This is a genomic window from Candidatus Woesearchaeota archaeon, assembly GCA_018675335.1.
Lineage (GTDB): Archaea > Nanobdellota > Nanobdellia > Woesearchaeales > UBA11576 > JABJCP01.
Genome location: JABGYH010000007.1, coordinates 188,721 through 211,735 on the forward strand (window position 1 = coordinate 188,721; position 23,015 = coordinate 211,735).

Annotated in this window: 26 protein-coding genes; 12 read left to right on the forward strand and 14 right to left on the reverse strand. The window is 30.8% G+C overall.

The window, feature by feature from the left end:
* The first annotated feature begins 34 nt into the window (after positions 1-34).
* A complete protein-coding gene (locus HN587_05280; GenBank protein MBT7903249.1) occupies positions 35-874 on the forward strand; it encodes a hypothetical protein in 840 nt (279 codons plus the stop codon).
* A 556-nt stretch (positions 875-1,430) separates the two neighbouring features.
* Here the strand turns inward: HN587_05280 and HN587_05285 are convergent.
* The gene (locus tag HN587_05285) at positions 1,431-1,931 is read right to left on the reverse strand and encodes a hypothetical protein (GenBank protein ID MBT7903250.1); all 501 of its coding nucleotides are present in this window, start codon (positions 1,929-1,931) and stop codon (positions 1,431-1,433) included.
* A 67-nt stretch (positions 1,932-1,998) separates the two neighbouring features.
* Between HN587_05285 and HN587_05290 the strand changes: the two genes are divergently transcribed.
* The gene (locus HN587_05290) at positions 1,999-2,931 is read left to right on the forward strand and encodes a 4-demethylwyosine synthase TYW1 (GenBank protein ID MBT7903251.1); all 933 of its coding nucleotides are present in this window, start codon (positions 1,999-2,001) and stop codon (positions 2,929-2,931) included.
* Between the two features lie 53 nt (positions 2,932-2,984).
* Entirely contained in the window at positions 2,985-3,395 is a 411-nt protein-coding gene (locus HN587_05295; GenBank protein MBT7903252.1) for a DUF1295 domain-containing protein, read from the forward strand.
* A 12-nt stretch (positions 3,396-3,407) separates the two neighbouring features.
* Here HN587_05295 and HN587_05300 read toward each other — a convergent pair whose 3' ends face one another.
* A complete protein-coding gene (locus tag HN587_05300; GenBank protein ID MBT7903253.1) occupies positions 3,408-4,004 on the reverse strand; it encodes a hypothetical protein in 597 nt (198 codons plus the stop codon).
* A gap of 253 nt (positions 4,005-4,257) precedes the next feature.
* Here HN587_05300 and HN587_05305 point away from each other — a divergent pair, with 253 nt between their 5' ends.
* The gene (locus HN587_05305; GenBank protein ID MBT7903254.1) at positions 4,258-4,677 is read left to right on the forward strand and encodes a hypothetical protein; all 420 of its coding nucleotides are present in this window, start codon (positions 4,258-4,260) and stop codon (positions 4,675-4,677) included.
* Between the two features lie 17 nt (positions 4,678-4,694).
* Positions 4,695-5,021 (forward strand): hypothetical protein, encoded by a 327-nt coding sequence (locus tag HN587_05310; GenBank protein MBT7903255.1) that lies wholly within the window; start codon positions 4,695-4,697, stop codon positions 5,019-5,021.
* Positions 5,022-5,055: 34 nt separating this feature from the next.
* Here HN587_05310 and HN587_05315 read toward each other — a convergent pair whose 3' ends face one another.
* The 4 genes from HN587_05315 to HN587_05330 all read right to left on the reverse strand — a co-directional run bounded on the left by HN587_05315 (position 5,056) and on the right by HN587_05330 (position 9,625).
* Entirely contained in the window at positions 5,056-5,988 is a 933-nt protein-coding gene (locus tag HN587_05315) for a 4Fe-4S binding protein (GenBank protein MBT7903256.1), read from the reverse strand.
* 162 nt (positions 5,989-6,150) lie between these two features.
* Positions 6,151-7,182 (reverse strand): thioredoxin domain-containing protein, encoded by a 1,032-nt coding sequence (locus tag HN587_05320; protein MBT7903257.1) that lies wholly within the window; start codon positions 7,180-7,182, stop codon positions 6,151-6,153.
* 213 nt (positions 7,183-7,395) lie between these two features.
* On the reverse strand, positions 7,396-8,595 hold the full coding sequence (locus HN587_05325) for a VWA domain-containing protein (protein MBT7903258.1): 1,200 nt from the start codon (positions 8,593-8,595) through the stop codon (positions 7,396-7,398).
* Positions 8,588-9,625: an AAA domain-containing protein gene (locus HN587_05330; GenBank protein ID MBT7903259.1), complete on the reverse strand. Its 1,038-nt coding sequence runs from the start codon at positions 9,623-9,625 to the stop codon at positions 8,588-8,590. The genes HN587_05325 and HN587_05330 overlap by 8 nt, the downstream gene beginning before the upstream one ends.
* 131 nt (positions 9,626-9,756) lie before the next feature.
* Here HN587_05330 and HN587_05335 point away from each other — a divergent pair, with 131 nt between their 5' ends.
* Positions 9,757-10,632 (forward strand): hypothetical protein, encoded by an 876-nt coding sequence (locus tag HN587_05335; GenBank protein MBT7903260.1) that lies wholly within the window; start codon positions 9,757-9,759, stop codon positions 10,630-10,632.
* A gap of 36 nt (positions 10,633-10,668) precedes the next feature.
* Here the strand turns inward: HN587_05335 and HN587_05340 are convergent, their stop codons facing one another.
* From HN587_05340 to HN587_05360, 5 genes are all read right to left on the reverse strand, one after another.
* Positions 10,669-11,265 (reverse strand): DedA family protein, encoded by a 597-nt coding sequence (locus HN587_05340; GenBank protein MBT7903261.1) that lies wholly within the window; start codon positions 11,263-11,265, stop codon positions 10,669-10,671.
* 55 nt (positions 11,266-11,320) lie between these two features.
* Positions 11,321-12,082, reverse strand: coding sequence for a nucleotidyltransferase family protein (locus tag HN587_05345; GenBank protein MBT7903262.1), 762 nt, complete (start codon positions 12,080-12,082; stop codon positions 11,321-11,323).
* A gap of 134 nt (positions 12,083-12,216) precedes the next feature.
* Positions 12,217-14,049: a hypothetical protein gene (locus HN587_05350; protein MBT7903263.1), complete on the reverse strand. Its 1,833-nt coding sequence runs from the start codon at positions 14,047-14,049 to the stop codon at positions 12,217-12,219.
* Between the two features lie 173 nt (positions 14,050-14,222).
* Positions 14,223-14,573, reverse strand: coding sequence for a hypothetical protein (locus HN587_05355; GenBank protein ID MBT7903264.1), 351 nt, complete (start codon positions 14,571-14,573; stop codon positions 14,223-14,225).
* 75 nt (positions 14,574-14,648) lie between these two features.
* On the reverse strand, positions 14,649-16,964 hold the full coding sequence (locus HN587_05360) for a type II/IV secretion system ATPase subunit (protein MBT7903265.1): 2,316 nt from the start codon (positions 16,962-16,964) through the stop codon (positions 14,649-14,651).
* Between the two features lie 193 nt (positions 16,965-17,157).
* On the opposite strand from HN587_05360, the gene HN587_05365 reads away from it, so the two are divergent.
* From HN587_05365 to HN587_05380, 4 genes are all read left to right on the forward strand, one after another.
* On the forward strand, positions 17,158-17,835 hold the full coding sequence (locus tag HN587_05365; protein MBT7903266.1) for a hypothetical protein: 678 nt from the start codon (positions 17,158-17,160) through the stop codon (positions 17,833-17,835).
* A 2-nt stretch (positions 17,836-17,837) separates the two neighbouring features.
* A complete protein-coding gene (locus HN587_05370) occupies positions 17,838-18,389 on the forward strand; it encodes a C26 family cysteine hydrolase domain-containing family (GenBank protein MBT7903267.1) in 552 nt (183 codons plus the stop codon).
* Between the two features lie 29 nt (positions 18,390-18,418).
* Positions 18,419-18,700 carry a hypothetical protein gene (locus tag HN587_05375; protein ID MBT7903268.1) on the forward strand — a complete coding sequence of 94 codons (282 nt, stop codon included), beginning with the start codon at positions 18,419-18,421 and terminating at the stop codon, positions 18,698-18,700.
* A gap of 71 nt (positions 18,701-18,771) precedes the next feature.
* Positions 18,772-19,011, forward strand: a complete 240-nt coding sequence (locus tag HN587_05380; GenBank protein ID MBT7903269.1) for a glutaredoxin — start codon at positions 18,772-18,774, stop codon at positions 19,009-19,011.
* 25 nt (positions 19,012-19,036) lie between these two features.
* Here the strand turns inward: HN587_05380 and HN587_05385 are convergent, their stop codons facing one another.
* Positions 19,037-20,638, reverse strand: coding sequence for a DUF87 domain-containing protein (locus HN587_05385; GenBank protein ID MBT7903270.1), 1,602 nt, complete (start codon positions 20,636-20,638; stop codon positions 19,037-19,039).
* 259 nt (positions 20,639-20,897) lie between these two features.
* On the opposite strand from HN587_05385, the gene HN587_05390 reads away from it, so the two are divergent.
* The gene (locus tag HN587_05390) at positions 20,898-21,143 is read left to right on the forward strand and encodes a hypothetical protein (GenBank protein MBT7903271.1); all 246 of its coding nucleotides are present in this window, start codon (positions 20,898-20,900) and stop codon (positions 21,141-21,143) included.
* 69 nt (positions 21,144-21,212) lie between these two features.
* Positions 21,213-21,695 carry a hypothetical protein gene (locus HN587_05395; GenBank protein ID MBT7903272.1) on the forward strand — a complete coding sequence of 161 codons (483 nt, stop codon included), beginning with the start codon at positions 21,213-21,215 and terminating at the stop codon, positions 21,693-21,695.
* Positions 21,696-21,829: 134 nt separating this feature from the next.
* Here the strand turns inward: HN587_05395 and HN587_05400 are convergent, their stop codons facing one another.
* On the reverse strand, positions 21,830-22,399 hold the full coding sequence (locus HN587_05400) for a hypothetical protein (GenBank protein ID MBT7903273.1): 570 nt from the start codon (positions 22,397-22,399) through the stop codon (positions 21,830-21,832).
* Between the two features lie 76 nt (positions 22,400-22,475).
* Positions 22,476-22,961, reverse strand: a complete 486-nt coding sequence (locus HN587_05405; protein MBT7903274.1) for a hypothetical protein — start codon at positions 22,959-22,961, stop codon at positions 22,476-22,478.
* Positions 22,962-23,015 lie beyond the last annotated feature (54 nt).

Below are 23,015 nucleotides of genomic sequence, written 5' to 3' on the forward strand. Positions count from 1 at the left end.
AGTTATGATAAAGAAGAGTAAACGAGGTTTGAAAATGACATATAATCCAGAATCAGGAATGGGAATTTACTTGGCAATGGAAGGAATTGATGGATCTGGTCAAGGAACTATTGTGAAAGGAATTGAAGAGTGGTTTGCGCAAAAAGGTTTGAGAACTTTTAATTTAACCGAGGCTTGGCAAGATGGTGTTGGAGGCGCAGTTTTAAGAGACATTTATGGAACAACAGATGTTTGTCCAGCATATGAAGATTTAAAAAAATACTTTGCAGATTCAGGAATTAAATTAGACTCAATTATTCTATGTGAACCCACTTTTGAAGGAGTTGGATTAAAAATTCGCAACCATGCAACACATGAAATTGAAGGACTCGACGTTAGTGCAGAAGATACTGCTGCATTATATGCTTACAATAGAGGAATATTAATTCCCAAAACAATTCTTCCAGCTTTACAAGATGGAGTTCATGTGATTAGTGAAAGAAGTTTTGTTACAAGCGTAGTATATCAATCAATACAAGATGATGGCGATTTAGAAGTTGAAAGAATTGTTCAAATACCTGGCAACGTGCTTGCGATAAGAAACCGGCCTGATGTATACATAATCTGCGATTTAGATGGCCTGACTGCAGTTAAACGTCTTGCAATGAGAAAAAAACAAGATAAATGTAAGTTTGAGAACGCACCATTTTTAGACGCTGCAAATACTAAATATCAATCAAAATGGTTACGCGAAATGCTTAGCGGATATGGCTGCAAAGTTGTTTACTTAAGTACAAGAGATCCTAGAGGTCCGAAAGACACAGAAAGATTTAGCGTAGAAATTATTGAACAAGCACTAGAAGGCAGATTAGTTAGTGGTGCTAGGTTTGAGTAAGTTTGATTTATTTGCAAAATAGAAATAGTGAAGAAAAAAATCTTCAAAATATTTTTTTAAATTATTTTATTCTTCTTCTTCAGATTTAGAAAATTCAGATAATGTTGTATTTTTAACAATCGCGTCATAACTAATTTTGCTTGGACTCATAAAAAAACACCTCTATTTTTTTAAAAAGAAATTAAAATAAGCCAGCAGAACCCTGAAATCAGGGCCCTGCATCCCTCTTTTTGTAACCCCTTTGAAATTGAAATATTTGTGATATACAAAAACTTTCAAAAAAAAGTTTTCATAACATAAAACAAAATGAGCAAACTTATAAATAATTTGCAAGTAAAACATAACAATGCAAACATATATACTCTGTTGCGATATCATTTGCGAGTGAACATAACCTGAGTATATAAAAAAAATTATATAAACATTAAATAAAACCTACAAAAAATATTCTCGACGAGATTAGTTTAAAAACAAATTGGAAACAGATTGAAAATATATTAAAAAAACACTAAACCGGAAAATCAAGTGAACTAACATAATCACTTAACCTAAGTGTTTAATTCGCAGTAAAATCCATCATAGAAGTTGCTTTGTGTTCAACAATCTCTTTTGACTCTGCATCTATCTTAATATTTAATGTCTTAAGAGATTGAGTCATAAAAGTTACATTCCAAACTAGTCCTTGTTTAATATGTTGAAGAATAACAAATTTTTTCATTGGAAGATCTGCAGAATATTTTTCCTGTTGAAGTGCGCTTGCAAGCCCTATTGCTTCTTCAAACTCAAGATTTATTTTTGAAAGATCAAGCTCAAGAATTGGATGAGTTGGATCTTTAAAAATTTCTTGATCACTATTAATTTTAATATCATCACCGGAAACTAAAAAAGTAGTCATACGGTTATTGTCAGCAGTATAATACCCAATATCATAATTTATCAAAGTAGGATTATCACAAATAAAAAATATATGTGCTAGCAAAGTATCCTTATGAGACTCTTTCCAAGCTATAAACTCAGAATTGTTAGCTAATTTATCAATTAAATCTTTGATTTTCATAATTTAAATAAGAAATAAATAACATTTAAATAAGTTTTGGAAAATAATAACCCTGGGTAAAAATAAAATGAACAAAGAAATAACAAAAAAACTTGAAAAACAAGGGTATAGGTTTTTAGGAGAACATAGCGCACTAAAAATATGTAGTTGGACTAAGAGAAGCATTAGAGATGAAGGACATTGTTATAAACAAAAATTTTATGGTATTAGAAGTCACAAATGTGCACAAATTTCTACAACAGTTAACTTTTGCGATATGGCTTGCGAGTATTGTTGGCGAGAACGATATAATGAACCATTTACAACAGTAGATATCCCTTCAGAATTATTAGATAAAATTGATAAAACTCAAACAGACTTACTAATAGGCCTTGGCGGAACAGATAAATCTAACAAACAAACATTAGAAGATGCAAAACATCCAGTTCACATCGCAATTAGTTTAACTGGAGAGACATTATATTATCCCAAATTAAATGAAATGATCAAACTCATTAAAGAAAGAGGAATGACTAGTTTTGTTGTAACAAATGGAATGTTGCCTGATGTTTTAAAAGAAATTACTCTGCCAACTCAACTATACATATCGCTCGATTCACCTAATGAAGAAATTCATAAAAAATTATGCAATCCAACCCACAAAGATAGCTGGGAACGATTAATGAAAAGCTTAGATATCATGCGAGAAAGACATGACGAAGGACGCATGAGCTTGAGAATAACAATTGTTAAAGGAATCAATCTAACTCAGCCTGAAAAATATGCTGAGCTCATAGAAAAATCAAATGCGCATTTTATTGAAGTTAAAGCATATATGTTTGTTGGTGCAAGCAGAGAACGACTAGTTCTAGAAAATATGCCCCACCATGATGAAGTAAAAGCATTTGCCAAAGAAATATGCAAACATTGCGATTACAAACTCATTGATGAACAACAAGAAAGTAGAGTTGTTCTTTTAATGAAAGAAGACTTTGATGGAAGAATAATGAAATTTGAATAATAAAAACTATTTTAAAATTATTTAAACACAACAATAAAACTAACAATAAAAAAATGAGACGAGAAAAAGTAGAAAAAATTATGCCCATTATTTTTAGTGTAGTTTCTATTTGTTTATTCATCCAATTTTGGAGTTTGAATAATATTTGGAAAATACTTATCGCAACATTAGGCCTGATTATTTGGTGGATTGGACGAATACAATTAGGAGATTCTTTCACTGCACTTCCAAAAGCCAAAAAACTTGTAAGTCATGGAATATATTCAAAAATAAGACATCCCCTCTACGTAGGAATTTGCATTAATTTAATCGGGATTGGGCTCTTAATTAATTCAATCGCATTTTGGATTTTAGGATTGTTTGTCGGATGTATTTTATTTATACGTTCAAATGAAGAAGAAAAAATTATGATTAAAAAATTTAAGAAAAAATATATTAAATATAAAGAAACTACTTGGTTTTAATTAATACACGCATCAAATCACAAATATTTTACCCTTTGGTCCTGGATTTGAAAGACGAGTTGGACCAATTTTTTGTTTTCTGCACGCAGTTTCATGAATGTGTCCTGATACTGCAAGAAGCGGTTTATGCTCAAAAATAAATTCTGTATAAGATGCACAACCAACATGATCCCCATACAAATCATCTAATTTAGTTCCAAATGGTGGTCCGTGAGTTAGCAAAATAACTTTATCATCTTTCTTAATTTTTTTCATTGACTTTTTAGCGAATTTTTCAAAAGCAGTATCTTCTTGAGAAAAACCTCCTCCACCCCAAGCAATAAAAACATAATTATCAATACGGTGCGCTTTTTTATGAAGAAAAGTAATATTATCATATGGTGCACAAGCCTTTTTCATAATATAATCACTTTCGTGATTTCCATGAAGCATTAGAATTGGTTTTTTAAGATTTGCAACTCGTTTAACTAAATAATCCAATCCATCTTCAAATAAAGATAAATCACCCAAACAAATAATTAAATCAGGATTACGTTTTTTCACAATAGATCTTAAACTCTTAAGTGCACTTAAAGAACCGTGAAGATCAACAAAAACTAGTAGTTTCATGATCTGAAAGATTGATAAAAGTTTTATAAATGTTTTGTTTATAAATTAATCATAACTTAATCACAAATAAAAAATAAATTTTATTGAAAAAAATTACATTAAATTATCCGCATGAGTGTGCATAATGTACTCAGTTGAGTCGATCAAACTAACCTAAAATTAGAACTAAAAAACTCACCCAAGTAAAAAAAAAATAAGCAGAGTAAAAAAATAAGAAAACTATATAAATAAAAGATGGATAATTAGATGAAAAATGATTAAACGTAAAAAAAGAGGAAAACTTCTAGAAGAATTAGAAGCAACGCACAATCAAATAAAGCACTTAGATAACAAACTCGAAAATATGAGAGATAGACACAATCAAATAATAAGTGCGCATAAAGAAGATAATTTTTATAAGAAACTTCACCAACAAAGAACTGAAAAAAAACAACTTAATAATGCAATCCTGCCTGGAATTGTAATAACATTATTAATGATAAGTGGAATAATTTCTTTACTTTATACTGGAGGAGGGATTACGGGAAGTACCGTTTCTGATTTAGAAAAAGACGACTCGTATGATCTAGGCATTAAAAACTTTGCAAAATATTTCTTATCTGGCGCATTTTTTATCATTTTATGTATTGCAGGACTGATGTTTGTAGTTCATATGAACAGCGAACGTAAATAAAGAAGTTAGGAGTTTTTATGTTTAAACGTTACATACTTAAAAATAATATAAAACAAGGACCCTATTTTTATCACAATTTTAAAACAACTGATGGCAAAGTAAAATCAATATATTTAGGAAAAGATCAAATTAAAGCACAAAAAAAATTAGAGAAATTAAAAGAATATCTTAATTTAAGAAAAAAAGAAGTAAAAAAACAAAAAGTTATGATACCTACAGAACAGGTTGATCATACCCATAACCAAGTTGAAAAAAAAATTATGAAAAATAAAACAGATATTTCATTAGAAGAAATACACGATTTACTTTCTGAACTAGATCAAATAAATAAAAAATTAAAATAAAAAATAGTATGCAATTTAATTATTTTAAAAAAAATTAAATTAATTCTCCACTTACAGAAATTACTTTTTTAACTAAAGGAATATCTTTACCAGATAATTCTATTGCAGATACTACTGATGAATACAACCCTTGACAACAAGGAACTTCCATTACTGCAACAGTTATGCTTTTAATATTATTTTGTTTGAATATCTCAACAAACTTTTCTTGATACTCCAAAATATTATCTAATTTGGGACAACCAATTGCAACAGAACGACCTTTAATTAACTCCTGATGAATTGAGGGGAATGCAAAAGGAACACAATCCGCACAGATCAATAAATCTGAATTATTAAAAAAAGGCGCATGCGGTGGAAGAAGTTTTAATTGAACTGGCCATTGAGTCAGACAAGAAACATCATTTTGCAAAATAGATTGTGACAAAGAAGATTTTGATAAATCAGATAAATTAAGATTTGCAGAGTTACTATCTTGTTTACGCGGAGCTAATTTTCTTAATTGAGACCCAGGACACCCACATGGAAGATCAGGTTCACCAGGTTCTGAATTAGAACAAGAATCATTAGCAGAATCACTAGTTTGATCTTGTTGAGATAATGTAGTTAATTCATCAAATATTTCGGGTTGATTAAGTTTAAGATAATCTAATGCAGTATTAAAAAATTCAGTAGCACCATGTTCTTTTAAGTGATTTACATGTGCTTTAACAACATTAGCACCTTGAGGGATTAATAACTCCAATACTTTAACTTCATCATAAGGCTCTGCCTCTCTTTCTTCAATAGTTATTGCATCTTCAGGACAATGCCCGATACACGCACCAAGACCATCACAAAAAAGATCGCTAATCAATCTAGCCTTATTATCTATAATTTGAAGTGCACCCTCTTGACAATTAGGAACGCACACACCACAACCAGTACACTTTGATTCGTTAATTAAAACGATTTTTCTTTTTACCATGAACTTCCTTTGCAACACATTCATTAAAAAAGCTTTACTTATAGACTAAAAGAATTCAAAACTAGGATATATTAAAAGTGAAAAAAAAATTAAATAACAAATAACTAAAAAATAAAAAAAAATTATAAAAAAATAAAAAATAAAAAAATTACACAATTAATTTTATGCTAACTTAGCTAATTCTGCTTCAATTACTTGTTCGAACGCTTCAAAAGGTTGAGCTCCTACAAGTTTTTGACCATTTACAAAAAATGCAGGCGTACCAGAAACTCCTGCCGCAGAACCATCAGCCATATCAGCTTTTACTTCATCTGCAAACTTACTTGTGTCAAGACATTCATCAAATAATCCTTGATCCAAACCAAGTTCACTTGCATACTTTTTAAAAGAAGAAACTCCTCCAGAAACCCCATTGTCAAACAATTTGTCATGCATTTCCCAATATTGTCCTTGATCGCCAGCACATTCTGCTGCTTCTGCTGCTTTTTGAGCTTGAGAGTGGAATCCTAATGGTAAATCTCGATAAACAAGTTTGACTATTCCAGTATCAATATATTTTTCTTCAATTAACGGAAGAGTTTGACTATAAAACTTAGCGCAAAAAGAACACTCAAAATCACTAAACTCAATAATAGTTATTGGCGCATTTGGATCTCCTTTAACTGCATCATCATCAACAGACACGTCAACAAATTGAGATGGAGGTGTTTGAGTTTTTTGCGGTGCAGGAGGTGCGTTTAATGAAATTGCACCAGTAAATAAATATTCACCAGATTTATCCGTATAAACCTCAACTGGTTGTCCATCAATTAATAACTCTAATTTATACAACCCATCTTCTTCAGATTTTGAAACTAATTTTGCCAAAACTCCCCCAGAAAGTAAATTATTATTAATTACGCTCACTGCTTTTGTCGCAACAGAATCTAATGGTGCATTTGCCCCACCAGAATTTAAATTTGATTCTGAATTAGAATTTGAACCTGAATTAAATAAACCCCCCGAACTAAAAACAGAAATTCCTAAAATAATAATTAAGACAACTGTCGCATACATCCAATAATTTTTTGATTTAGCATGAGAATTTGATTGATTATCTTCAGAATCACCATCAGCAATATGACTTGAATTTTTGTTATGATTATAACCTGATCCGTGTTTATGAGATTTATGTGTTTTATTTTTTTTTGACATCTAACATACCTCCTAAAAAAAGAAATTGTTTAAAATTAACAATTCATAAAAATGTCATCATAAATACTAAGAACTTCTTGTTTTTTATATACCTTTTTGGCATTAAAAATAGGACTATAACGTTTGAAGTTTTTAAAATATAGCAATACACCGTTTAGAATATGATTTAACGCACAATTTATTTTAACACGTAATTTTTGTGCGCCCTTTAGTTTAACCTATATTTTGATAATCCTCAAGAACAATTTTACCAATCTCATCCAAATTTTTCACCAGATAAAATTTACCACCGCCAATTTCTGCGATCTTTTGCCCAAACTTCTCACTATCTTTCTCAACATTAATTCCTACAAGACTTACAGTTATTCCTTGCGCCTTAGCAATAGAGACTGCAGCCAAAGTATCTTTTTCAGGATTCTCCCCAGTTGTTGGCAGCGCATCAGAAATTAATAAAAGATGTTTAGTTACATCAGTACCTGGAAACAATTCAATAGATTTGTTAATTGTAACGGGAAAATTAGTTTCAGATGATGCTTTAACTCTAGTTATCTCTCTTAGAATTAAACCAAAATTTTTTGTTGGACGAATGAAATGCTTAACTTCTGAACCGAATGTGATTAAACCCACACTGTCTTTTTCTTGAATTGCTTTATACGCCAATGCAACTCCTGCCCGCTTACACATGGAAACTTTCGACCCCTTCATACTACCCGACGAATCAAGAGCATAAACTAAACAAACTTCACCTTTACTTCGCCTACTAAATGTTTTTAAATCTTGAAATGATAATTTAGAATGATTTCGCCTAATAGCATTTTTAACCGACTGGCGAATTGCAATATCTTTGTAACGATCTCCCTTCTTAAACATTTTAGTATCATTCTTGTCCCCATAAATATTATGTTTTTTGTGAACTTTTTCTCCCCTTAACCCTTTAGGTATTAGATTGTCTAAACTAGAAGTATACAAAACTAAAGATGCAAGTTCAATACCTTTATCAGTTATTAAACCTTCACGATCAACAAGCTTTTGAAATTTTAATTTATCAAAAGTTTCTTGAATTCTTTTTTTAATATCTCTTTGAAACTCAGGAATTTTAGCATTTTTTTCAATATAATCCGGATCATAACCAGTAAATTGTCGAATGATTGAGGCACCAAAAATTTGCTTTGCAGTTTTAAAATTTTTAACAAGTCTTTCAAACATCAAATCAGGAGTAAAAGAAGATAAACCTTGATTAATTGATTCCTCCAAAAGTTTACCTTGATCAATTTTTTCTTGATCATTTTCTAAAACAGAATTCATAAGACCCTTATGCACGTCTTGCTTTTTGAGATTACCAGAAAGTTCTTCAATATTTTCTTTTTCTTTAATCTTAACTTTTTTGTCTTTTTTTGACTTTAACTTACCCAACACCCCCGGACTCATTGTTGGAGATATTATTACGCTCCATAAATCCGCGAAGTTGTTCTTTTAAAAATTCAACAGGAGATTGAAGATATTGAATAGATGGTTTAAGTTTAATACGATGACTTAAAACAGAAATAATCGCATCATACACATCAGAAAAATCAGCTTTAGCTTTTCCCTTAAGAAGTGCATTAGTTCCTGCTCGCTCAAATAAACCAAGAGTCGCCCTTACACTCGGAACTTTCTCAAGTTTATCAGATTCTCTTAACGTGCGTACAAAATCAACAAGAGTTGACGTAAGCTTAGGTGGAACTTCAACAAAAGCTTTGCCGTGCTGGTTAATTATCTTAACTTCAAGATCATGAGTTTCAGGATATTCCATATAAGTTACATCAAAACGATCAAGAAGAACATCACTTAATTGTTCTGTCGAGGAATCACACGGGTTCATTGTTGCAATAAAAATAAAATTTGCTTCCAAATCAATATTGTATGAACCAATAGTTGCAACCCTCTCTTGTAAAACTTGAAGAAGTGCATTTTGTAATTTTTCAGGACAACGATTAAGCTCGTCGAAAAAAAGGATGCCATTGTTTGCTTTGAAAATTTTTCCAGGAGTAAATGCTTCAACACTTAACGGTCCAAACTTAAGCGCTTTAATTGGATCAATATCACCAATAAGATCTTCAGCTGTTAAATCTGGCGAACCTTGAACTCGCACAAAACGTTGAAGACCTGCTATTTTTTTTGTTTCCTGCTTTGTTGATGCAGCTTTACAATCCGGACACACAGGAGAATGCGGTGAACAATTAAATCCACAATCATTAACTTCAACTTCTGGAAGCAATTCTGCAACATTTTTTGCTAACGTTGTCTTACCAATACCTGGCGGACCAATTATTAATATGTGACGATCTGCTGCCAATGCACTTTTTAGTTCTGACTTTACTTTGACTTGTCCTATGACTTCATTGAACGGATCCTTTGTGGAAAGAAAAACACTCGTTAATTGTTTAGATAAATTTGATACCATTTTAAAAGCCCAAAGAACAGTGGTTTATATACTTTATCGATAAGACTTATAAAGTATTGAATGCTGAAACCCACCAAAATTCCATATTTAGAGGAAATATTTATAAATAAGCGATTTTTTGTTACTATTTAATGGTTGCAAAACTCATAAATGAGCTAAGTAGAGAATATGGCGTTTCCGAAAGAAAATTCTATGTTTCAGATAGTGAACTCGATCGTGAAATCTATATCAAAAACTTGCATGGCCTACTTATGAACCCATTTGTAAAAGACAGATTATTACGCTCAAAACAAGAAATATTCAAAGAAGCTTCTGCATTTGATGAAATGATACAAAGTGTTACTTATTTAGTTGCAACAATGTATTCATCAGAAGAAGATTTTGCTTCAATTGGAGATTTTAATTCTATGTGGGCTCAAACACAAAGTTATGTTCGAGATGAATCTACCATAACCCGCGATTCAACAAGAATACGTGAAGGACTCGTAGAAATACTATCTGATGTTTCAGACGATTTAGATGAACAAGATGTTATTCCTTTACTTTATGGCTCTGTAAAATATGGCGACGCCAATAGATACTCTGATTTAGATATTTTATTCTTAATACCAAGTGAAACTAGTAGACCTGATGTACGAGCATTAATTGATGATGTTGATCAAATTATTAGTCACGAATTTGAAGGAAAAAATATGATACGCGATGATATGGATCCTGCAACAAGTGCAATTAGTTTAGGGCACCTTCATTCAAAAATTGTAAAAATGAAAAATGGCGAGACTTCAAAACTTGCAGATTATACAATCAAAGGAAATGAAATGTACCCATTAAATTGGATTTTAGAAGGTGACGTTCTTGTTAAATTAGATGACGCGCAAGAAGATTTAGATTTTGTAAAAGCCGAATTATTAGAAGCAGTTAAAACAGATCCATTTTTAGAATTTGTGATGAGCTATCACTTATATCGAACAATTCAAAAACGAGAAGAAAATAAAGATAGAAAATAAATTTAGTTATCTTGTTTAAATAATATTGTTTAAATTCTACTTTTTTAATTTTACTTTTTTATGCGAGGGAACTTGTTGTTTTTTCTTTAAGTATTTGTAGCCAAAGAAAATCGCAACAGCAATTAAAACTATTCCCAGAGTAATTATATTAAAATATTTTTCTAGAAACTGAACAATAACTTGACCATATAACATAATCAAAATCGCAACTATAAAAAATCGAGCTCCTCTAGAAAAGAAAGATACAATAAAAAACTTCCAAAAATTAATATAAAATAAACCTGCAGAAATTGTAAAAATCTTATAAGGAATTGGTGAAAAACCTGCAATACCTACCGCCCACACACCATGTTTGTCAAACAATTTGTGAACTTTTTCTATTTTCTTTTTACTGAAAAACTTTTCAAGAACAGTCTTCTCCCCTACAAAACCAATAAAATAACCAAATGCACCACCCAATGCAGAACCAATTGTACAAATAAATGCATACAACAAAGCTAATTCTGGAGATGCCACACACAAAACAATAAGTAAAACGTCAGGCGGAATTGGAAAAAAACTAGACTCAATAAATGCAAGAATAAATAAACCCCAATAACCAAGAGGCGCAAATATTTCCAAAGTCCAATTCATAATTGATGAAAAAATACTCATTTTAAATTTTAGATCTAACTTACATATTTGCACATCAAATATTTAGTTTACCTTCCTCTGCCAATTTATTAACTTCCTCGTATTGTTCTTTATTACCAATATCAAACCAGGTCTCTTCAAAAACTAAACAATATAATTCTTTTGATTCTGCAAGATATTTGGCAAATTCACCCCAATTATCAGGAAACGATTGATCATAAAAACCTGCTAATAATTTAATATCTTCTTTTTTAAGATAATAAATCATTGTTGCAGCTAAAGACGATTTAGGATGTTGTGGTTTTTCTTCAAATCCTGTAACTTTATAATTATCATCAATTAATACAACTCCAAATTTTTTAGCGAGTTTTTTAGGATCTTTAAGATCAAATCCTGCAAGCACTGAAGAATTCTTTTCTTTTGCTAAATTTTTAAGACAATTTAGATCAAAACCAAATACATTATCTCCTGCAAGCATTAACACATCGGAATCAATACCGCCTTCTTTTACTGCAAAATTAATATCCCCAACTGCTCCAAGACGATCTTCATTAGATTTAGTATTATCGTTAAGTACATGAATTTTAATTTTTAAATCAGTTTTTGATTTAAATTCATCTAACCATCCAATAAACTGAGAATAAAATTTATCATTAGAAACTATAAAAATCTCATCAACTTCAGGCACATTTAGAACTTTTTCTAAAACATGTTCAAGTATTGGCGTGCCATTAATTTTTAATAATGCTTTAGGCAAGTTTTCAGTTAACGGATATAACCTGGTCGCATAACCTGCTAAAGGTAAAATAACTTTCATAAATCACACCTCAAAAAGTAAAAATAAATTAGCAATAAGTTTATTTAATCACTCAATCTTTTTATTATAATTGTCCAAACACAATCGATTCACCACAATTGGAACATTACAATTGTTCAACCACAATTGCTTTATCACAATCGCTTCATCACAATCTTTTTAACTTTGTCTAAAATAAGTTCATCAGTTTTCACAACATTTCTGATAAAGGAAATAGGATTTTTAAAATCTCTTTTTACATCAGCACAAATACGACCATTTTCTTCGAAAGTTTTAGCGTGCTTTCGCTTAAAATCTTCCACATGAAAAGTTTCACTTAATGGAGGCCCAATTCTAGTTGTTGACGAAGAAATATCCGCAGGAGGAAACACAAACCAAAATAATGCAGGATCAGTTTTATTCCACTCCCACCCACAATCAATTAATTCAAAATCATTAAACTTAACTTGATTTTTTATTGAAGTGAAAACTTTTAATAATTTAGCGCCCACGACATCAGACTTTCCTTCTAATGGTTTTGATTCAAGAATCACTAATGAATTTTTACCTGCATCTTTTTTTAACCCAGGAATTGTTATTGGAGTTAATTTAAAAAATGATTTTGAGGGAGTTGTTAAAAAATTCTTTGCAGCTTGCCTAAATAATTCAAATTTTTCCAATGACAGTGCTGCTGCAGCATTACGATCTTTAAGGACTGGATCTATAACTACCAAGGGAGAATCTAATTTAGAAATATTAAGTTCTTTAAGTGCTAAATACGGTTTTCCTTTAAAATAATTTTCAGCATCAACAACTTCTTTTGTCGACCAACCAAGAGATGCTTTTAATAGATTTACAAATCCTTTGTAATGAATCGTTAAAATATCTAAAACATGTCCTGAAAAACCCTGAATATATGATTCTGCACCATAAACTTTTTGAGACTTACAAAACATTTTAGCCAAACGAATATCTTTAGTATAACCCGCACGATTTGCGACCCAAGTAACATGCATAGGACTCATATCAGTAACATTAACTGCATCTTCAGGAATCGAAATATCAAGTACTGGAACTATCTCGTAACAATAAGTTTTCATAATTTGAAAATAGTCTCGACTACCATGAACTGGATTTGGACGAAAAGGACGAAGCGCTCTTAATAATAAAGAAGAAATATCATAATTTTTATATGAAACATCAAACTTAACAAAAATATCACAATCATGATCACCTTTAAGATTAGTTCCTTTAGCGATTGATCCACCTAAAACTGCAACTGCTTTAAGATTATTTTTTTTCAATTCGTAATTTATTTTAGTGATAAATTCATTTACTTCTTTTAGTATTTTTTTTTCAGAAGGCGTTACTCTCTTTAAAACAGTAGCAAAAATTGATTCTATCTCTTTTAAGTCAATTTTTTTGAAATCAACAAAAATTCTATTTTTATTAAATGGCTTTTTATGAAATCTAGAATCTGTTTTTCTATATCTAGGATTCGAACGTGAATTATTACGATTAAAATTATTATTATTATTATTATTAGAATTATTCCGGTTAGGTGTAAATTTTTTATTATTACTGTTTGGATTAGGAGTGCGATTATGAACTGAAGCAGGATTTGATGCCAAAACAGGACGCGCAGTAGAGGCAGTTTTACGTGAATTTGTCACATTAGCTGAATTAGTATTAGCAGCAGAGTTAGACTTAACATAATTCGGTTTGGTAGAATTGTATTTAGGTTTATTCGCACCATGATTATTGCGATTAGTTGAAAATGTAGGTTTAGTTTGAGAATTAATACTAGCATTATTTTCAGAAACTGACGGCGCAACTGAATTAGTTGATGTGGCTGCCAAAGTAGGTTTTTTAATGGGTTTTTTAATTGGTTTATTAATTGGTTTAGCCTTGATTTTATTAGGAGTTTTTCTTTGAGAACTCCTTAAACTTTGTTTCCCACCCGAATTTCTTGTATTTTCAGATCCCATAAATATTGAAAGAACCTCGGTCTTTTTATATATTTTACGTATGAATAGTAATTAAAAGTTAAAAAAAGAAGTTAATTAACTGATTAAAAGAATAATTCACACTAACTTAAACATATTAGGAAATATAAAAAAACAGCATAAAAATAAAAGAATACTGCAGAATTAAAAAAATATTACAAAATTAAAAGAATAATTCCCACTAAAACTAAAATAATTCCTAAAATTATGCCTACAACTGCCAAAATAGTTGTTTGTTCTTGCTTTTTAAACCAAACTGGCAAATTTTTTAGAAAAGAACCAGTGTTTTTAAAATCCTTAAAAAAATTCCCAAATGATTTCATATAAACCTTAAAATCAAACGGTTTTTTGTTTATATTTGCAGACGAAGTTTTCGTTTGAGCAGTTCCTGCCACATTTGGATTAGAACGACTTGACATTTGTTGATTATTTTGGAACTGAACATTACTCGGATTTGCCCTGCGAATTTGTTGTTGTGCACTATTTGCCGGAAGTTGTTGAACCATATTATTTTTAATACCTCTTACAATTTATGAATAAATATGTCATAACATAAAAATAATTAATTACCTTAGCAGTTATTATTTGTTATCATTATACGACTTATTAATTTTTCTTTTTTTGAGATCCCGATCAAACCAAGTTTGCCACTCAAAAAAAATCTGTTTAGCATCTAACTTTCCAGTTTCGTTCTTAACTTTTTCAGTCATCAAATGGAAAACATCATTACACTTTATCACAAATGGTGCTTCAAACATTTCATCATCCCCAGTTTCGATTGCTTTTTCAGTAATGTAACCTTTAATCTTTCCTCTAAGCTCAACATTATCCCAAACCGCATCCCAATCACCTGCAAAGTCAGGAATATTTGCAGCAATAAGTTTTAAAACATCACTATTCCCGTCTAAAAGATCGTCAGTTGGCACTAATTGATCTGTTTTTGAATCGTATTTCATTAAATCTACAAATCCCCCTTCTAACAAAGGATCATCATTCCAAGTTTTTCTAACTTCAGTAATTTGAGTTATTCTTCTCCACTTATGTAAACCATCCGGACTTTTAATTGGAGTTGCAATAATAATTATATCTGTTGCTTTGAAACTTGTTTTAGGAACTCCAATATCATTAACAACTCTGTCAAATAAACCATACGGTGAATCTGCGTGAATCGTCCCTGCAACAACATTTGCCGCAGCACCAACACGCATTGCTTCATAAAGTGCTTTTGCTTCAGCAGATCTAACTTCACCAACAATTAATGCTGAATCTCCCAGCCTAAGTGTTGCACGAATACCGTCTGCAGCACTCATTTCACTACTACCTTTAGCAAGAGCAGATGCAACTTTCATTGGTTGAATATTAAAACCTAAATGCCTCATAGAATCTGTTGGAAGCTCTAATGTATCTTCAACAGTAATAACCCTATACCGCCTCATAATCTCAATAAGAAGCCCTGTCAAAAATGCAGTTTTACCTGAACTTCTAGTACCACAAATCATCATTGATCTAGTACCATCAACAATAAATGATAATAACCCTGCTGCAAGAGGATTAAGTGTTTTATATTTTATGAATAATGGAAGAGTCCAAGGACGATCCCTATGTCTCCTAAAAGAAAATGCTAAACCTGACGGATCTAATGGCTCAGTAATTGTTGAAACTCTAACTCTTGCTCCAGGAATTTCAAGTTCAGTATCTAAAATAACATTAGCCTCGTCAAGTGGCCGTCCAGAAATCATTCTTAATTTTGTAGCCCAACTTTCCGCTTCAGTTTTAGTTGGAATAACATTAGTAATACAATCTGAATACTCCCCATGAACTAAAAAAATAGGAATTCTTCCTTGAGGAGAATTAACAGAAATATCTTGAATTTCTTCATCTTGCAGTAAAACTTCAACCAACCCAAACCCAACCGTATACCTTACTAAAATTCGAGCAAGTTTTTTAACAACACTCTCAGGAAAATTCATCCCTCTATACGCAGAAAGTTCTTCGATTAAGTCTTTACCTACGCTCACAAAAACTTCTCTCATACGAGCAGGATCTGTAAATTCTTGTCTTGTTGGTTTATGTTCTGCAAGAATATTTCTTGCCAAATCGAGAAGTTCATATTCTTCTTCTGACAACTTAAATTCAGGAGGCATTATGTGATATAAATATTGGACTGATTCAGGCATCCTAAACACAGTAACTTCAGTATCTTCGCCCACTGTGTAGTTAGCCATTTCTTCGCCACCTTCAGGATAATCCGCCATTAATTTTGTATACATAAAATCAGGCTTGATGAATGGATGAAAAAACTTACGATAAACTTCCCTATCATGAATTTTATAACCTGCAAGGAATGGTTTTGCCGCAGTAATTAATTTTGTTTTATCAAGAAGCCCAATAACAAAAGTTAACATCTCAAAATAAACTTCAAAACAAGGAATTAATTTTTCCTCAAGAAGTTTTTCATAATTAATATGTTCTCGTCTCAATACCCGTTTTAATTCAACATACGCCCCAACAGGATCTGACTTCATAGTTCTAAAAACAATATTTTGAATTTCAGTGTACCACTTATTTGCAAAAATTTTACCTTCTGGCACTACTAAAAATTTTTGGTACTCGAATTTATCTTTAGATCTGCTAACTTGATCAAAAACAAACGCAATTTCTTTAATAAGGTTAACTTGATTTGCATCATATTCATACTCCCTACTTTGAGAAAAAACAATTTTAGTGGTTTCCGGAGATTCAATAAGATTATCACAAGTTTTACTCATTACAATACCAGAATTTTCTAAAGATGGAACTATAGCAGCACCATCATAATTAATACGCATGATGTTATCTTCGCCTTCATGAATTAGTTCATAACCAAACAAAGGTACTTTAGTTCCAAAAACTCCCATTAAATCACCACTTTTAAAAAATCACCACTTTGAAATAAACAAATATTGATTTATAATTAATATGCACGACTTACATACAACTCATAAAACAGGATAATTTAAATAAATTTAAATATCCACTTTAAATATAAATTTAAATATAAATAAATATCTATAATAAAATAATAAGCTAATTATATAAAATTAACTCAAAATGGTAGATCAACAAAATATGCAAACACCACCAGGAATGCCACCCCCACAAACTGGACCAGGAGGGATGCCAGCAGGAATGCAACCAAGTGGAGCTCCAAAAAAAGGAGGATTTAGTCTATTTGGCCCTTCAAAAAAACCAGGTGCGATGGCAGGAGGTCCAAAAACTGATTATGCAGGAGAGATCAATAATCTAAGCCGACGACTTATGACCTTGGAAGAACGATATACCAACTTACGAAAAAAAACACAAGTTACAGATCAAAACATGTTAAATAATAATAAAAAAATTATGACTGAAATTGGCGCAATACATGAAGAGATGAAAGAACTAAAAAAAGAAATGACTGATTTAACAGATAAAATGAAAATCATGGTTCGTGAATTAAAAGATTGCGCAAAACGAAATGAAGTTCAGTCACTAGCAAAATATGTTGATTTATGGAATCCCATAAACTTTGTAACACGAGATGCAGTACTTCGAATAATCAAAGATGAAGTTGAATCACAATTTAAAGATCTTAACATAAAAATGCAAGAAGAAGCATTCATAAAAGAACAAATAAAAATCGAAATGCGCGAATTAAAAAATAATAATTTAGACAATAATTCTACTCAATTAAAACAAAATGAGAAAAAAATTATTACTGAAGATGGAAAAGAAGTAATAATAGAATAAAAATGATTTTAGTTGTATGTTGTGGTAGTAAGAGAGTTAAAGAAATATCTCAAATGGCCAAGAAAACCGGCCATAAAGTCATTTTACGAAAGCCAGAAAATATCCAACTTAGCGAGAAGATTACTGGAATTGTCATTAGTGGTTCGCCAGTAATGATTGGCAAGCATATTTTGGAATATAAAAAGAAATTTGCATTCTTAAAAAAAATAAAAATTCCAATTTTTGGCATTTGTTTTGGACACCAAGTTGTAGGGGTCGTGTTTGGATCTAAAGTATCAACAGGTAATGAAATTAAATGTTGGGAAACAATAAACATACTTAAAAAAAGAAAGTTATTTTTGAATTTGAATAAACAAGAAAAATTAAAACAAGACCACCGTGAACAAATCACACTTCCAAAAAATTTTGAATTATTAGCAAAATCGAAAAGTTCAAATGTTGAAGCTATGAAACATAAAACAAAAGAAATTTATGGAGTGCAATTCCACCCAGAAATAAGTGGAGACATTGGAAAAAAAATAATGAAAAATTTTTATGAAATATGCGAAAAATAGAAAAGTTACATAATAATAAAGGTAAAACTATGAAAAAAGCAAAACAAGATATAACTCAATTAAAAAAAGAAATTAAATTGATTAAAATAAGAAATAAAAAAGTAGAATCTGATAAAGCTTGGGAAACAAGCTGGACTCGAAAATTATTAATCGTTATTTTAACATATCTTGTAATAGTTATCTTTTTTTATTTTGCAACACTACCGTCTCCTTGGATTAATGCAATTGTTCCTTCAGTCGCATTTGTGTTATCAACACTTACAATCCCCATTTTTAAGAAATTATGGATTGAAAAAATTTATAAAAAATAATGTTAATTTAGTTATGAGCTATTTTTCTAAACAAAATACATTTAAACCTCTGTCCCAGCTGCAACACTACTATGACTCAAATCAAACTATATCAATTTGAACAATGCCCCTTCTGTGAAAAAATCCGACTTAAATTAGAACAACTCAAAATAGATTATGAAAAAATAAATGTTAGCTTTGATTTCAAAGATAAATTAAGACAAGAACTTAAAGAAAAAAGTAACGTCGGAACAGTTCCAGTAATTGAAATTGAAGGGAAGTTTATTGGAGAATCGGATTTAATTTTAAAATATTTAGATGAACACTTTTAGATATTTAACATAATTAATTTAAGGACTAATCATCCTTGATTGCACTAGGACTAGCACCGCCATGCCAAGTAAATCTAGGCCTAATACGAATTTTATGAATTTTCTCATTTAAATCATCAAAAATAACTGCACTTCCCTTCAGACTTGGAAGTTCATTCATAGCACGAGAAATACCGTGCTCCATATAACTTTGAGCAAGAAGCCCTAATGCTTGCATATCTAATCTTGCAGTAATACGATGCGCAATAACCGTATCTAATTGAGTCATAACATCAGTATGAATTTTACCTGGTTGTTGAGTTGCAACAATTAAAGAAATACCTGGTTGACGACCTTCTCGCATAATAATTACTAATGGTTCTGTTGCAGCATTAGCATCTTCAGGTTTGAGGGGTAAAAACTCGTGAGCCTCATCAATAACTAACCAAACAAGTGGCATTTCTTGCTTTTTTTCCGAATCCACAGATTTTTGATCGATAAAATATTTTTCCATATACTTAATTTCGTTAAGTTCCTCACCTTTACGAAAAGACATTCGAGAAATAAATAAATGTTTCGACACAATACCCACAACTAATGTTTTAACATCCCAGCCACCAGGCATTGTAGCATAACAACTTACATCCAAAACAGTAATTTGTCCACCTTTAGCAAGATCTTGAAGAGGGGTTCCGTGATCTGTAAAAACTCCCCAAGCAGTAGCTGTTTTAAACATATTTTTAACTGCATTTTTAACTTCAACTGAAGTATCTTTTTCATCATCAAGAAATTTAAAGATATCATCAAAATTAAATTTAGCTTTTTGTTCTGTAAGCTCTTCCACAATTTTAGAAATAAAAATACCTTCGGGAGAATACTTATCTTGATGAAATGCAGCACACCAATCATCAGCTTCAACTTCAAAAATATTAATTGAAAACGGAAAGTCAGTACGAATTCCCTTTTTTTTATAATCATAATAAAACTTTTCAGGAGTATAAATCACAATATCTACTGGGTGCGGATCAATTCCATATGGCTCTAGAAGCTTATGCTCTTTTTTATTCGCATGCCCCATAGTCCAATAAATACCCATAGTATCTAAAAGAATTATTGATAAATTTTGTTTAACCTCTTCTTCCAATAAAGATAAACCTTCTGCAATAACCCCCATAGTATATGATTTTCCACCACCCCGCTTACCACAAATAAGCATTACGTGAGCATTTGAAATATCCAAATAAAGATTATCACCCATAAAAATTTTATCTCCCTTATCAACATATTTTTTCCCTAAAAGAAGCGCACCTTTAGTCCCATATTTTTTTAAATCAGCCATACTACGACCCGCAACAATAGGCATGTGATCTGGATCAAGAATGGGTTTTGATGATTTTGGTTTTTCAGAAGTGTTTGAATAGGATGAATTGTTTGTTTGTTCAGACGCAGTTGTTTGTTCTGATGCTTTACTTTCTTCACCTTCAACCTGTTCTTTAGAAGAATTATCCCCTTCAGATGAATTAGAATCAACACTTTTAGACAAGGTAGCTTCATCAAAATAATTAGTTTTCTCACTAGAATTAGAATCCACTTTAGTCTCATTAGAACTATCTTCTTTAGTCGACTGATCCTCTGAAATAAAAACCACCTCTTATAAATTAAAATAATAAATTATTAGTTATATAAATGTTTCTGAAATAAATAAAATTGAACTTCAAAAACGAACTTATAAAATAAACTTTAAAATAAGAATAATCTATTACTCAAAAAAAGGAACATTTAAAAAAACAACTGCACTAACCAATACCCACAGTAAAGTAACTGATAAATATAAACAATTAACAATAAAATAATTTTAAAATAAAAAAAAGAAGTGACATTAATAACAACTATAGAGCATGATAACAATGAGTGAAGAAGAAGTACAAAGTATGATTCTGGTTTTAAAAAAACAAGGATTAAGCAATAATCAAATAATAAATTTTTTACAAATACAGGGTACAGATTATTCAAAAATATATAAAGGATTTTATGAAATAGATTTAACACAAAAGATTCCAGTACCTGATGCTGAAGACATCAACAAAATATATGAATGCGAAAATGAATTAATTGAAGAGCATGAGTCACAAGAAGCAGAATTTGAAGAATAACTCAATCAATTTTTAAAAAAATAATTAATACCCATAATTTTAATCATAAAAAAAAGAAGGTGATATTTAATGGCTGATTATCCTCAAGGAATGCCCCCTGGGCAAGGATATCCTCAAGGGCAACCAATGCCTCAAGGAAACATGCCTCCCCCTCCTGCAGGTTATCCTCCTCAAGGAGATCCAGGAAATTCTGGAGCAGACTATGGCGGTGGAGAAAATACTGAAGAAAGAATTGAAGAGTTAGTAGAAGCAATAATTGATGAGAAATGGAAAGAACTAACTGCCAATATTAGTCGAATTATTGATTGGAAAGATAAAACTGAAGCAAGAATTACTAAAATTGAAGCAGACTTTCAAAATCTAAAAGATAATTTTGATAAACTACACACAGGAATTTTAGAAAAAGTAGGAGAATACGACCACCACATAATGGATGTTGGTACTGAAGTTAAAGCACTAGAAAAAGTATTTCAAAAAGTTCTCCCCGGATTTTTAGATAACATCAATGAATTATCCAGAATAACTGATGATTTGAAAAAGATTAAAAAATAATTTTAAAACTTTTTTCATTTTTTTATTTCTTTTTTTATAATTTAAAATAAGGTGTATTCTACAATTATCTAAATAATATTTAATTAGAATTAATCTTGATTTGTAACTTCAGCTATTAATAAATCTCAAACGGTTTAACTAGACTTACCAGCCAATAAACGAATAGTAAACGATCCTAGAATTAAAATAAACACCATACCTATAACTTTAGGGTGAAAAATTAATGCGCCCACATTACTATTAAAATTGCCCGTATCAACAGTTAAGTCTTCTCCTTGAACACCCGTAACATTTTCTTCTTCAGAAAATGGCAGAAGTGAACCACCATATACTGCAGAGATTGCACCAATAAAAATAATTAAACCCACTGCCAGAATAAACCAATGTGCAGTTTCCCAATCTTTACTCATATAAGTCGTTATGGAATCATCATTAACACCCATAAATTTCAAACTAACAATAATCATGAAGAAAAAAATGAACATTAAAACAAACCAAGGAGCCATAATATTGATAACTTCAACTACTCCTGGAACAATTATTAACATTAAAGCAATACAAAAAGCAATTATTGATTGTAACCCTTTACTATCCCCAAAAATTTTAGTTTTTTGTAAAACTCCAAATAATAGAACAAACACTAGAAGAATTGGAAGAATAACTCCAAAGTAATTGATTAACCCAATATCTAAAAATGATGCCATTAATGAACCTCTTTAAAACATATTTGAAAATGAAAACTAAATGAAAATAAAAAATAAGTGAAAATAAAAAAAATATTTAATTGCTACCATCAAATAACTCTTTGAATTGATCACCAGTTTTTTTGATAACTCCTTCGTCATTAGGATTGCCTGGTTCTTTAACAATAAACCATACAACTAAAGCAAAAACACCAATTACAATTAGTAATGCTTGCGTATCAGGATCATCTAACCACCAAAGCCAATCAGGCCAATATTGTAACCAATTAGCAGCTCTTGCGAAAATGAAAAACACTAAAGCAAATGCGCCAAAAGCGATCCAACCAGATAAAGATGAACCCCATTGAGCCTTTCCACCAAACAGACCAACAACCAAAAAGACCATAACAATCGCGACTAAGACAATACTTACACTAGGTAATGCCTTATTAATTATTGAAACCACATCTCCATTCGCAGGATAATATCCTAGAACATGCGGAATTACTGTCGCCAACGCCAACACAAGAGCAATAACTACATTGTACTGTTTCTTATCACCTAATGGTTGGGTCTTTTGCATGATTGCAAAAACAACTGTAAAAATAAGTAAGAAAGGGAGTAGTACATCACTTAA